The 13,177-nt window shown below is 67.5% G+C and carries 12 protein-coding genes; 6 read left to right on the top strand and 6 right to left on the bottom strand.

Annotated elements, in window-relative coordinates:
* Positions 1-9: 9 nt before the first annotated feature.
* The 4 genes from WS54_RS29830 to WS54_RS29815 all read right to left on the bottom strand — a co-directional run bounded on the left by WS54_RS29830 (position 10) and on the right by WS54_RS29815 (position 4,009).
* Positions 10-423, bottom strand: coding sequence for a VOC family protein (locus WS54_RS29830; protein WP_059785220.1), 414 nt, complete (start codon positions 421-423; stop codon positions 10-12).
* Between the two features lie 93 nt (positions 424-516).
* Entirely contained in the window at positions 517-1,437 is a 921-nt protein-coding gene (locus tag WS54_RS29825) for a bestrophin family protein (protein WP_059785222.1), read from the bottom strand.
* Between the two features lie 161 nt (positions 1,438-1,598).
* Entirely contained in the window at positions 1,599-2,606 is a 1,008-nt protein-coding gene (gene cydB / locus WS54_RS29820) for a cytochrome d ubiquinol oxidase subunit II (RefSeq protein WP_034209315.1), read from the bottom strand.
* Positions 2,607-2,608: 2 nt separating this feature from the next.
* Entirely contained in the window at positions 2,609-4,009 is a 1,401-nt protein-coding gene (locus WS54_RS29815; RefSeq protein ID WP_034209316.1) for a cytochrome ubiquinol oxidase subunit I, read from the bottom strand.
* A gap of 421 nt (positions 4,010-4,430) precedes the next feature.
* On the opposite strand from WS54_RS29815, the gene fdhD reads away from it, so the two are divergent.
* The 5 genes from fdhD (at position 4,431) to moaD (ending at position 8,774) form a co-directional block, all read left to right on the top strand.
* On the top strand, positions 4,431-5,294 hold the full coding sequence (fdhD, locus tag WS54_RS29805; RefSeq protein WP_059785225.1) for a formate dehydrogenase accessory sulfurtransferase FdhD: 864 nt from the start codon (positions 4,431-4,433) through the stop codon (positions 5,292-5,294).
* Positions 5,291-6,505 carry a molybdopterin molybdotransferase MoeA gene (locus WS54_RS29800; protein ID WP_059785227.1) on the top strand — a complete coding sequence of 405 codons (1,215 nt, stop codon included), beginning with the start codon at positions 5,291-5,293 and terminating at the stop codon, positions 6,503-6,505. Before fdhD ends, WS54_RS29800 begins: the two co-directional genes overlap by 4 nt.
* Positions 6,506-6,722: 217 nt before the next feature.
* Complete coding sequence (gene moaA / locus WS54_RS29790; RefSeq protein WP_059785229.1) at positions 6,723-7,847, top strand: GTP 3',8-cyclase MoaA; 1,125 nt, start codon at positions 6,723-6,725, stop codon at positions 7,845-7,847.
* Positions 7,848-7,894: 47 nt separating this feature from the next.
* A complete protein-coding gene (locus WS54_RS29785) occupies positions 7,895-8,464 on the top strand; it encodes a molybdenum cofactor biosynthesis protein MoaE (RefSeq protein ID WP_059785231.1) in 570 nt (189 codons plus the stop codon).
* 52 nt (positions 8,465-8,516) lie between these two features.
* On the top strand, positions 8,517-8,774 hold the full coding sequence (moaD, locus tag WS54_RS29780; protein WP_034209321.1) for a molybdopterin converting factor subunit 1: 258 nt from the start codon (positions 8,517-8,519) through the stop codon (positions 8,772-8,774).
* Positions 8,775-8,963: 189 nt separating this feature from the next.
* On the opposite strand, the gene WS54_RS29775 is transcribed toward moaD, so the two are convergent.
* A complete protein-coding gene (locus tag WS54_RS29775; protein WP_236872834.1) occupies positions 8,964-10,337 on the bottom strand; it encodes an aminotransferase class III-fold pyridoxal phosphate-dependent enzyme in 1,374 nt (457 codons plus the stop codon).
* Between the two features lie 98 nt (positions 10,338-10,435).
* On the opposite strand from WS54_RS29775, the gene gcvA reads away from it, so the two are divergent.
* The gene (gene gcvA, locus WS54_RS29770) at positions 10,436-11,356 is read left to right on the top strand and encodes a transcriptional regulator GcvA (RefSeq protein WP_034209322.1); all 921 of its coding nucleotides are present in this window, start codon (positions 10,436-10,438) and stop codon (positions 11,354-11,356) included.
* A 57-nt stretch (positions 11,357-11,413) separates the two neighbouring features.
* Here gcvA and WS54_RS29765 read toward each other — a convergent pair whose 3' ends face one another.
* Positions 11,414-12,838, bottom strand: a complete 1,425-nt coding sequence (locus tag WS54_RS29765) for an aminotransferase-like domain-containing protein (protein ID WP_059821715.1) — start codon at positions 12,836-12,838, stop codon at positions 11,414-11,416.
* Positions 12,839-13,177: the final 339 nt, after the last annotated feature.

Here is a 13,177-nt window from a genome sequence, read left to right as displayed (position 1 = left end):
GCGGCGCCGTCACGGCCGCTCGCGCTCCGGCGCCGCCGCGTGACACACGGCCTCGATCCGGTTGCCGGCCGGATCGACCAGAAAAGCCGCGTAGTAGTCGCCGTGGTACTGCGGCCGCAAGCCGGGGGCGCCGTCGGACTGTCCGCCCGTGGACAAGCCAGCCTCGAAAAACGCATGCACCTGCTCGCGGGAAGCAGCCTTGAAGCACCAGTGCCGCTTGCTCGCGCCGACTTCGGCGGGATCCAGATACACCGCCAGAAAAGTCGATGCAGGGTCGTTCGCGCTGCAACGTTCGCCATAGCCGAGCGCATTGGGCCGGTCATAGACCTTGGTCGCGCCCAGCGCAGCCATGACGGCATCGTAGAAGGGGCGTGCCCGGTCGATATCCGGCACACCGATCGACACGTGATCGAGCAGTTGCATGGTGTTGGCTCCATTGAACGAGCACGAGTCTACACACCCGTCGTCGATCCGGCCGAGCAACCTTACCGACGACCACACTACCGACCACGCCGCCTACGTGATCTGATACGTCGACGCCGGCACGAACTCCTCGGGCATCGGCCGATCGCCGAGTTCGAGCACCGACCGCTCGATCGTGCGCGTCATCGCATCGAGCGCGAGCGCATTCGGCGCGAGGCCGAACGGCTCGGCCACTTCGTTCGCGATCGCTTCGAGCGCGATCAGCGTGTAGGAAATGAACACGCAGATCAGCGGCGTGAAGAACTCCGTCGAATCGACGAGCCCGAACGGCAGCAGCACGCAATACGCATACACGGTGCGATGGAGCAGCACGCTGTACGAAAACGGGATCGGCGTCGACAGGATGCGCTCGCAACCACCGACCGACTTGCCGAGCTCGTCGAGTTGCGTCTCGAACATCCAGCAGGTCGCGTCGCTGCCGGGCGCGCGCCCCAGCGCACGGACGATGCCGCCGCGCAGTTCGTCGAGGATCGCGACGGGCTTGTAGCATTTGCCGCCGAGCGCGGCCGTGCGCTCCGCCCCGAGAATGCGCAGCAGGTCTTCGGTCGGATCGGTATGACGCAGTTGATGTTTCAACGCATACGCGAGCGCGATCAGCAGATCGGCAAGCCGGTTGCGCTCGGCGTCGCTCACGCTGTCGGGCAGGTAGCGATGCAGTTGCGACGTCACCGCGCGTGCGGCGATCAGCAGGTTGCCCCACAGATGCCGCGCCTCCTTGAAGCGCTCGAAGCTCGCGTTGTTGCGAAACCCGAGGAAGATCGCGAGCGCGAGCCCGAACAGCGTGAACGGCGCGGTGTTGAGCGGAATCTTCTCGCCGAAGATGCGTCCGTTCGTGAAGACCGCCAGCGTGCTGACGATCGCCATGAACACGAGCTGCGGAATGATCGATTGCAGCACGGAGCCGTTCCATACGAACAGCATCCGGAGCCAGTTCTGTCGTGGTCTGACGATCATGATGTTTTCTCGACTGCCGAAGGAATACGCAACCCGTTGCGCCCGCACCCGATGCGCAACGGCCCGCGCGTGGCGGGCCGCTGTTCGGTCGGATGCCGGGGCGGGCGCCGCGCTGCGCGTGATGATACGCGCGCGCCGCGCCGCGTCACGCTGCTTGCCGCTCAGTGATAGCCGATGTCGCCCTCGCGCACCTTGCCGCGGAACACGCGGTACTGCATCGCGTTGTACACGAGGATGATCGGCAGCACGATCACGGTGCCGACGAGCGCGAACAACTGGCTCGAATGGCTCGACGACGCGTCCCAGATCGTCAGCGACGGCGGCACGATGTTCGGCCAGATGCTGATCACGAGCCCCGTGTAGCCGAGGAATACGAGCGCGAGCGTCAGCAGGAACGGCGTGGCCTCGTGCGCACGCTTCACCGAGTGGAAGATGCCCCACACGCATGCGACGACGAGGATCGGCACCGGCAGGAACCAGCCGAGGTTGCCGCTGCCGAACCAGCGGTGCGCGACGGCCGGCAGCCCGATCACGGTCCACAGGCTGACCACGCCCATCACCGCGAGCAGCACGCCCGTGAGCGGCTTCATCAGCAGCCGCATCTTGCGCTGCAGCTCGCCGTCGACCTTCAGGATCAGCCAGCCGCAGCCGAGCGTCGCATAGGTGACGAGCACGCCGATCCCGCAAAACAGGCTGAACGGCGACAGCCAGTCGAACGGTCCGCCCGCGAACTGGTTGTTCACGATCCGGATGCCCTGCAGCAGCGAACCGAGCGTGATCCCCTGGCAGAACGCGGCGAGCGCGGAGCCGCCGATGAACGCGAGATCCCACAGATGCTGCGTACGATTGGCCTTCGCGCGCAACTCGAACGCCGCGCCGCGAAAAATCAGCCCGACCACCATCAGGATCAGCGGCAGGTAGTTGGCCGGCAGCAGCGTCGAATACACGACCGGGAACGCGCCGTAGAGGCCCGCGCCGCCGAGCACGAGAAACGTCTCGTTGCCGTCCCACACCGGCGCGACGGTGTCGAGCATCACCTGGCGCTCGGCCTTCGCGTCGAAGAACGGAAACAGCAGCCCGATGCCGAGATCGAAGCCGTCCAGCATCACGTAGATGAATACGCCGAGGCCGATGATCGCGGCCCAGACGACAGGGAGATCGATGTGCATGGTTACTCCGCCTCGGTGACGTTCAGCGGCGTGGACAGCGCGCTCTTGCGCAGCCCCGGATGCCGGTGCAGCTCGATGTAGCCGGCCTGGGCAGCCGGCCCGCGCTTCATCAGTTTCATCATGTAGTAGATCCCCGTTCCGAATACCAGGAAATACACGACCACGAAGATCAGCAGCGACACGCCGACCTGTTGCGCGCTGAGCGGCGCGACCGAATCGACGGTGCGCAGCACGCCGTAGACGGTCCACGGCTGGCGCCCGACCTCGGTCGTGATCCAGCCGGCCAGCAGCGCGACGATGCCCGACGGCCCCATCGCCACCACGAACCACTGGAACCAGCGCGTCTCGTACAGGCGCCCGCCCTTTCTCAGCAGCAGCCCGAGCAGCGCGGTCAGCAGCATCAGCATCCCGAGGCCGGCCATGATCCGGAACGTCCAGAAGACGATCGGCGAATACGGGCGATCCTGCGGCGGGAATTCCTTCAGCCCGCGAATCTCGCCGTCCCAGCTGTGCGTGAGGATCAGGCTGCCGAGGTGCGGCACCTGGATCGCATAGCGCGTGGTTTCGGCCTGCATGTCGGGCAGCCCGACGAGGTTCAGCGCGGTGCCGCCCTTCTCGGTTTCCCACAGTCCCTCGATCGCCGCGATCTTCGCCGGCTGGTATTCGCGCGTGTTCAACCCGTGCGCGTCGCCGACGGCGATCTGGATCGGCGCGAGCACCAGCAGCATCCACAGCGCCATCGAGAAGCTGCGCTTCACCGGCTCGTCGCGGCGCCCCTTCAGCAGATGCCACGCGCCGCACGCGGCGACGATGAAGCCCGCGACGATGAACGCCGCGATCGTCATGTGCACGAGGCGATACGGGAACGACGGATTGAAGATGACCTTGAACCAGTCGACCGGCACGACGAGGCCGTTCTCGATCCTGTAGCCTTGCGGTGTCTGCATGAAGCTGTTCGACGCGAGAATCCAGAACGTCGAGATCAGCGTGCCGACCGCGACCATCAGCGTCGCGAAGAAGTGCGCGCGCGGGCTGACGCGCTGCCAGCCGAACAGCATCACACCGAGGAAGCCGGCTTCGAGGAAGAACGCCGTCAGGACTTCGTACGTGAGCAGCGGCCCCGTGATGTTGCCCGCGACGCGCGAGAAGCCGGCCCAGTTGGTGCCGAACTCATACGCCATCACGACGCCGGAGACCACGCCCATCCCGAAGCCGATCGCGAAGATCTTCGACCAGAACTGGAACATGGATTTGTAGGCGGCGTCGCCGGTGACGAGATAGCGCCATTCCAGCACCGCCAGGAAGCTCGCCATGCCGATGCTGATCGCGGGAAACACGATGTGGAACGACACCGTGAACGCGAATTGCAATCGGGCGAGATGGAACGCATCGAAGATTTCCATGACCGTAATTTGCTCGTGGTTGTGAGGACGTACGCCCGAAGCAGGAAATCGCGCGACGACTTGGCGACAACACATGCGAACACAAACAGTCACCCGCATGGCATCGAAGCGTGAATGACGATATCGCGTTTGCAACGATACTCGCAATCACTCGAACGTGCGCTGAAACTGTGCTGCTGGCGCCGCCGAAGATGTGTGCACGGAAAACATATTCCGTGCCTGCGGGACGGTCAGCTGTACTGCTTTCCGCGTGCCGGCGCTGTGCCTGCGGCGCACTGTTCACCCCGCTTAACATGTGATGCAACGCCTGCCGTGGCGGCCGCGCGCCCTTCGGCGCCCGCCCGGCGGCATCGATTCCCGTCGTTCGGCGCATGCGCCGTTCCCGGCCGGCCCGCCGGCCGCCCCGCCTGGAGAAACCTGCATGACCCACCGCGACGATCCGACCGGCAGCACCGCGTGTCAGGTGACGCGCCATCGTGCCGGCGACGCGTGCGACACCATCGATCGCGTCGTCGACGAAACCCCGGTTGCACTCGTGTTCAACGGCATCGCGCACACGGTCATGATGGCGACGCCGATCGATCTCGACGCGTTCGGCCTCGGCTTCGCGCTGAGCGAAGGCATCGTCGAGCGCGCGTCGGACGTCTTCGACGTCGAAAGCGAATGCCGGCCCGGCAGCGCCGAAGTGCGGCTCACCGTGTCGCAGCAGGCGTTCATGGCGCTGAAGGCGCACCGCCGCGCGCTGGCCGGCCGCACGGGCTGCGGCGTGTGCGGCATCGAAAGCATCGCGCAGCTCGACCTGCAGCCGCCGCGGATCGCGGCCGCCGGCACGGCCGCGGGCATTGGCGCCGACGCGATCGCGCGCGCCGCGCGTGCATTGCCGGCCCGGCAGACGCTGATGCGCGAGACGGGCGGCATCCACGCGGCCGCGTGGTGCGACCGCGACGGCACGGTGCTCGACGTGTTCGAGGACGTCGGCCGCCACAACGCGCTCGACAAGCTGATCGGGCGGCTCGCACGCCGCCGCGCCGACCTGCGCGCGGGTTTCGTGTTCCTGTCGAGCCGCGCGAGCTACGAACTGGTGCGCAAGGCCGCGCGGGTCGGCATCCCGATGCTCGCGACGATCTCGGCGCCGACGTCGCTCGCGATCGACGTCGCCCGCGAAGCCGGCGTGCGGCTGCTCGGTTTCTGCCGCAACGACGGCTTCGTCGAATACGTGTCGCCCGCCGCCGTTCGCCTCGACCCACCGGCGCCTGCCCCGGCGCACCCGGCCCACTCGTCATGAAACACCTGTTCGATTTCGATGGCGCGCAGCAGCAATTCGCCGGCGCATTCGCGCCGCTCAAGGCCGCCGCGTCCGTGCCCGTCGCGCAAGCGGCCGGCCACGTGCTGGCCGCGCCGCTGACCGCGTTGCTCGACCAGCCGCCGGCCGACCAGAGCGCGATGGACGGCTACGCCGTGCGGTACGCCGACCTCGCGCACGGCGAGCCGCTGCGGGTCGCGCAGCGCTGCTATGCCGGCGACATGCCGGCGCCGCTCGCGCCGCGCACGGCCGCACGCATCTTCACCGGCAGCCTGATTCCGCCCGGCGCCGACACCGTCGTGATGCAGGAGCATGCGCACGAACGGGACGGCGGCGTCACGTTCGACGCGCCCCAACGCAGCGGGTCGCACATCCGCCGCCGCGGCGAGGAAGTGCGCGCCGGCGACCGGCTCGTGCCGGCCGGCGTGCGGATGGGTGCGATGCACGTCGGCGTGGCCGCCGCGCAAGGGATGGCGCGGATCGACGTACGCGCGGCGCTGCGCGTCGGCATCCTGACGACCGGCGATGAACTGGTCGCATGCGGCGAGCCGCGTGCGCCTCAGCAGATCTACAACAGCAACGCACCGATGCTCGCCGCGCTGGTCGCGGGCACCGGCGCCGACGTCGCGATGCGCATGCACGCCGCCGATACGGCGGCCGCCGTCGATCAGGCACTGCGCGACCTGCACGCGCACTGCGACCTCGTGATCTGCGTCGGCGGCGCGTCGGTCGGCGACAAGGACCTGCTGCGTCCCGCGCTGGCCGCGCTCGGCGCGTCGTTCATCGTCGCCGGCGTGCGCATGAAGCCCGGCAAGCCGGTCGCGCTCGCGCGGCTCGATACGCGGCCAGTGGTGCTGCTGCCCGGCAATCCGGGCGCCGCGATGACGACGTTCGCGCTGTTCGTCGCGCCGCTGATCCGCCGCCTGCAGGGGCGCGACGCGTGCGTGCCGATCGTGCCGTCGCTGCCGATCGACACCGGTTTCGAGCCGGATGCGCAGCGCGAGCGCTTCGTGCGCGTGCGCCGTACGGTGGGTGCCGACGGCGCGCCCGTGCTCGATACGTTGCGCCAGCAAGGCGCCGGCACGCTGGCGTCGCTCGTGCTGGCCAGCGGGCTCGCGCGGCTGCCGGCCGGGCGCACCCTCGCGCGCGGCGACGCGGTTCCGTACTACGAATTCGCGCACTGGCTCGCATGAGCACGACGCCGACTACCCGCCCGGCGCGACGCATTCGCGCCATTCGCCGCGCCTGTCGCGCGTCCCGCGCGGCGAACTGTATTCCTGCCATTCGGGCACGATTGTGTCTCTGCCGGGAAAACCCGCCGGACTATGCTCACGATGAGGCTCGTCACGACCTGTGCGCCGACCCGTCGGCACCCGCACGGCCGAGCGGCGATGCCCCTCCGCTTACTTCATGCAGGCCGACGACCCGATCGTGAATGCCATCGTTTCCGCCGCGCCGGCCGCCGCCGCTTCGTCCGGCGACGCATCGCCCGGCGCTTTCTCCCGGCCGTCCGACACGCTCGGCCGTCCGTTGCGCGACCTGCGCCTGTCGGTCATCGACCAGTGCAATTTCCGCTGCGGCTACTGCATGCCGCGCGAAAGTTTCGGCGCGGACTACGCGTTCATGCCGTCGTCCGAACGCTTGTCGTTCGCGCAACAGGAAAAGATCGCGCGCGCCTTCACGTCGCTCGGCGTCGAGAAGATCCGCATCACGGGCGGCGAGCCGCTGCTGCGCCGCCATCTCGAAGCGCTGATCGAACGGCTTGCCGCGCTGACGACCGTCGACGGCAAGCCCGTCGAAATCGCGCTGACGACCAACGGCTCGCTGCTCGCCGCGAAGGCGCGCGCGTTGCGCGATGCGGGCCTGTCGCGCGTGACCGTGAGCCTCGATGCGCTCGACGACACGGTGTTCCGCCGGATGAGCGACGCCGACGTGCCGGTATCGCGCGTGCTGGCCGGCATCGAGGCCGCGCATGCGGCCGGGCTCGCGCCGGTGAAGGTCAACGCGGTGATCGAGCGCGGCGTCAACGACGACCAGATCCTGCCGCTCGTGCGGCACTTCCGACACACGGGCGTGGCCGTGCGTTTCATCGAATACATGGATGTCGGCGGCGCAAGCTTCTGGTCCGGCGACAAAGTCGTGCCGGCCACGCGGATGCGCGAGCTGATCGACGCACACTACCCGCTCGTGCTGGTCGGCGAACCGGGGCACGACGCCACCGCGATCCGTTGCGCGCACATCGACGGCGCGGGTGAAGTCGGCTTCATCGCGAGCGTGTCGCATCCGTTTTGCGGTACCTGCTCGCGCGCCCGCGTGTCGGCCGACGGCCAGTTGTATACGTGCCTGTTCGCGATGCAAGGCACCGACCTGCGGCCGTGGCTCGGCGATGCGGCCTCGACCGGCGATCTCGCCGCCGCCGTGCGCGCATGCTGGACGCAGCGCGACGACCGCTATTCCGAGCGCCGGGCCGCACGGCCGGCCCGCGCGCCGGGCAAGACCTATCCGACCGTGCGCATGTCGCTCGTCGGCGGCTGACGGGCCGCCGCGCGACACAGGATGCGCCGCCCACTGGAGAACCTGTCATGACGACCTTCACCGAATCCCGCGCCGGGCTACCGGACGATCCGCTGCGTGCCGGCAGCACGCCGCCCGTCGATGCAACCGCCCCGCATCCCGAATCGGCGCCCGCCATTGCCGCCGGATTCGAAGTGCGCGTGCAGCATGCGCCGATCGACGCGGGCGCGGAGCTTGCGCCGATCGTTCGCAATCCGAATGTCGGCGCGGTCGTGAATTTTCTGGGGGTCGTGCGCAAGGAAGGCGACGTCGACGACGTCGTCGCACTGGAAGTCGAGCACTACCCGACGATGACCGAACAGGCACTGTGGAGCATCGTCGAGGAAGCGACTGCGCGCTGGCGGCTCGAAGCGGTCAGGATCGTGCACCGCGTCGGCCGCATTCCGCTCGGCCAGCCCGTCGTGCTCGTCGTGGTGGCCGCCGCGCATCGTGCGTCCGCGTTCGATGCGTGCGAATTCCTGATGGATTTCCTGAAGACCCATGCGCCATTCTGGAAGAAGGAGATCCGGCACGACGGCGAATCCGGCTGGGTCGAGGCGAAGGCGCACGACGACCAGGCGATGCGGCGCTGGGGCTGATCGCGTTCGCTTCGCGTTTTCCGATTCCGCCGTTCCTGCCCGAGACAACTCGATGAAACTGACGATCAAATACTTCGCGAGCATTCGCGAACAACTAGCGCTCGACGAGGAAACCGTCGAGATCGATGCGCACGAACTCACCGTCGACGCACTGCGCGGCACGCTGGCCGCCCGCGACGCGCGCAGCGCCGACGCGCTGCGGATGGACCGACCCGTGCGCGCGGCCGTGAACCTCGAAATGGTGACCGGGGAGTTCGTCGTGCGGGAGGATAGCGAGGTCGCGTTCTTTCCGCCGGTGACGGGTGGATGACGTCACCCCGCGCAACGCCGGTCTCGACGTCGATCCGTGATACCGCGCCCTGATCGGCCGCGCCTGCCATGCGACAGGCGCCGCCGGATTCTCGAGCGCGCTCACGTCGCCCGACGGCAAACTGCGCGGCACGTTGCGCACCATGCGTTGCCACGCCACCCGCTTCGCGATACGAAAAGTCCACGCAGGTCATCGCCCAGCCTCCAACACCGTCAGCGCCGCATCGAGCGCGTCGAGCCCCTCGTCCAGCTCCGTGCGCGAGATGACGAGCGGCGGCGTCACGATCACCACGTTGTAGCGCCCGTACGCATGGACGCCACGCTTCAGCAGCTCACCATAGAACACGCGCATCGGCGCCGCTCCCGCCGGGTGGTGCCACTCGACGAGCGGCTCCCGGGTGTCGCGATCGCGCACCAGCTCGATGCCGAACTGGGCGCCCATGCCCCGCACGTCGCCGATCGACGGATGACGCTCCGCCAACTCGCCGAGACCGTCGCGCAGCCAGCCCTCGATCTCGCGCGCCCGCTCGAACAGGCCCTCTTCCAGATAGACCTTCAGCGCCGCGAGGCCGCCGGCGACCGCCAGCACGTGGCCCGCATGCGTATGGCCCACGTCGAAGAGTTCCGTATCGAAGTGGCGGGCCACACGCTCGCGCACCAGGACACCGCCGAGGGGCGTGTACGACGCGCTGGCCCCCTTGGCGAACGAAATCAGGTCCGGCAAGACGCCGACGCGCTCGGCGCAGAACGATGCGCCCGTGCGCCCGAAACCCGTCATGATCTCGTCGAAGATCAGCAGGATGCCGTGCCGGTCGCACAGGTCGCGAACGCCTTCGAGATAGCCCGGCGGGTAGACGACGACACCGCTGGATCCGGTCATCGGCTCCATCAGGATCGCGGCCACGTTTTGTGCGCCTTCATGCGAAAGGATACGCGCCAGGTGATCGAGCGCGCGGCAGGTCTCCTCGGCCGGCTCCGACGTATGGAACGGGCTGCGGTACGGGTACGGCGCGAAGAACTTCACCATGCCCGGCAGCGCCGGGAACGGATCGCGCCAGCGGTCCACACCCGTCATCGCGCTCGCGCCGAGGGTGCCGCCGTGATACGACCGATAGGCGGTCAGCACCTTGGGCCGGCGTGTCACCAGCCGCGCGATCTTCACCGCGTCGTCGTTCGCTTCGGCACCGCCGCTGGTGAAATGCACGCGCAGCCCCTCCGGCCACGGCGAAACGCTGTTCAGCAGCTCCGCGTATTCGGCGCGCACGTCGTTGAAGTAGCTGGGTGCGACCGAGCACATGCGCGCGGCCTGCGCCTGGATCGCCTGCACCACCTTCGGATGGCCATGACCCAACGACACCGCGACATAGCCGCTGGTGAGGTCCAGGTAACGCTTGCCGTTCGTATCGTAGAAGTAGCATCCGTACGCATGCGTGATGACCGGCGGATTGAGCCCGCCCTGGACCGCCCAGGGCACGAGCACCTTTCGAAACGACGGCGCGAGCGCGGGATTCGGCTCGCCGTGAATGCTGAGATCCATGTTGACTCCGGAAATGGCATGGCCCACTATTTCTGAGCCTCGTGACAGAAGGCTTCCAGATTAAGCACGCATTTCCCGCGCAACAAATCAAACGTTTCCACACTGAGCCGCAATTTGATTGAGTCATGCCACGACAACTTCCGCCCCTGCTCTCCGTGCGCGCATTCGAGGCCGCTGCGCGCCATGGCGGCTTCGCCCGTGCGGGGGACGAGCTATGCGTCACTTCCGGTGCAGTGGGACATCAGGTGCGGCTGCTGGAGGAGTGGCTGGGCACGCCGTTGTTCATGCGCGGCGCCCGGTCCGTCCAGTTGACGGAAATCGGACGGCGCTACTTCGTCGAAATCGAGCGCTTGATGGACGAGCTCGAGCGCGCGTCGCTCGGCATCCGGCAAGCCGCGGATTCGCCGGAGGTCACGGTCACCGCGATGCCGTCGTTCGTCACGCGTTGGCTGATGCCGCGCCTGGGCGAGTTCCGGCGGCTGCATCCCGATATCGAGGTGCGCCTGCTGGCTTCGGTACCCGCCGTCGACTTCAGCCGCGAGCGCGTGGACGTGGCGATCCGCCTGGGTCCGGGCCCCTATCCGGGGCTCGTCGCGCAAACGCTGATGTCGGAGACGTTCCTCGCGGTCGGCCAACCGTCGCTATGCAAGCCGTTGCGCACCGTGGACGACGTGCTGCGTGCAACCCTGCTGCACGACGAATACGAGGCCCGCATTCCGGAGCAGGTGGACTGGGTGCGCTGGTGCCGGATGCAGGACGTGCACGCGAGCACGGCGCGTTTGCGACAGGGGCCGAGCTTTTCGCACACCTATCTGACGCTCGATGCCGCGATCGCGGGCCAGGGCGTGGCCGTGGCGTCGGACGTCCTCGCCGCCGATGCGGTCAGGCAGGGGCTGTTGGCTATTGCGCCGGGCAACCCGGTGCGGGGGCCTTACAGCTACCACCTGCTGACGACACGTGCGGCCACCGCGCGGCCCCAAATCGACGCCTTCTGCAGTTGGCTGCGATCGGCCGCACGGTCGTTTTCGGCAGCCGGTTGGGGTTGAACGACATGAATCGCACGCGGCAGGGCCCGCCGCCCGCGATCCACGTCGCTCGCCCGTTCACCGCATGCACGCCGCAGCCAGCTTCCCGACCGCGATCACCGCCTGCTCGATTTCCGGCGACCACGGGCTGCTGTAGTTCAGCCGGATGAAGTTCCGGTAGTTGTCGGTGATCGAGAACATGTAGCCCGGCCCGATCGTGATCCCCTGCTCCAGCGCGAGCTGGTACAACCGCATCGCATCGACCTGCGCGGGCAGTTCGACCCACAGCACGTAGCCGCCCGCCGGGCTCGACATGCGCGTGCCCTCCGGAAAGAACCGCGACACCATCGCACGCATCAGGTTCGCCTGCTGCGCATACGCCTTGCGCAAGCGCCGCAGGTGATGCTCGTAGCCGTCGCGCTCGAGAAACTCCGCGATCGCGAGCTGCGGCAACGACGGCGTCGCGAGCGTGTTCAGGAATTTCAGCTTCTCGACCTGATCGCGATAGCGCCCCGGCAGCGCCCAACCGATCCGGTACGCGGCCGTCAGGCTCTTCGAGAACGACGAACAATGCAGCACGATCCCGCTGCGGTCGTACGACTTCAGCGAACTCGGATGCGTGTCGCCGAAATACAGTTCGTTGTACACGCCGTTCTCGATGATCGGCATCCCGGCTTTGGTTGCGAACTCAACCAGTTCGCGCTTGCGCTCGTCCGGCATCTGGAAGCCCAGCGGGTTCTGGAAGTTCGGCATCACCATGCACGCGGCGATCGGCTGCGATTTCGCGATCGCGGCCAGCGCCGCGATGTCGATCCCGTATTCCGGATGCGTGGCCACTTCGATCGCCTTCATCCCCATCCGCTCGATCGCGTGCAGCATCGCGTAGAACGTCGGCGACTCCACCGCGATCGTGTCGCCCGGCTTCGCGACCGCCTGCAGGCACAGGTTGATCGCCTCCGTCGCACCGACCGTCACGATGATTTCGTTCGGATCCACCGACATCCCGTTTTCCAGGTAGCGGCGCGCGATCTGCCGGATCAGCCGCGGGTGGCCCGGCGGCAATCCGTCGGTCACGCCCCACAGCGATTTGTCGCGGCCGGCCGCGTACGCGTAGCGATTCAGCTTCTCGAACGGAAACGGGCTCGGGTCCGGATACGGCGAACCGAGCGGCACCGCGTCGTCCGTGCCGATCGAGCGCAGCGTCGACAGCACGAGCCGGCTCACGTCGACCGACGACGAGATCGCGATCGGCTTCGACGGCCGCAGTTCGCGAACCGGCGCATGGCTGTCGTCGCGCCGCAGGTTCACGAAATAGCCCGACTGCGGCCGGCTTTCGAGCAGCCCGCGGCTCTCCAGCAGCAGATACGCGTGCAGCACGGTCGTGATGCTGATCCGGTGCTGCTGGCTCGCCTGCCGCACCGATGGAATCCGGTCGCCGTGCCGATACACGCCCTGGCGGATCAGGCGCTCGATGTCGTCCGCGAGCTTTTCATAGAGTTTCATCGTGCGTCTCCCGCCGGCATGCGCAGCCGCGCCGCGCCGCCGTGTGCGTCCGATACGCACGCGTCGCACGTGTTTCGCCCGCCGATCGGGCCGTCGTGATTCCTGATCTTTCCCTCCGGTTTTGCCTTTTCCATCGCACTGGCTCTCTCTTGAAGATGCGCCGGCAGGGGTCCGGACCAACTGGATCTGCGGCACTGTGCACTTGATGATTGAATCTTAAGAGAAGAACAGTTGGCGGCGAGTACACACATCGAGCACGCGAACAAGAGTACAGTTCGGCGCAAATCGCGTATCACGGGAAAACTGTACGTCTTATGGAATGGCGGACGGCCGGTTGGC

Source organism: Burkholderia sp. NRF60-BP8 (assembly GCF_001522585.2).
Lineage (GTDB): Bacteria > Pseudomonadota > Gammaproteobacteria > Burkholderiales > Burkholderiaceae > Burkholderia.
This window is presented reverse-complemented; position numbering and strand designations above follow the sequence as displayed.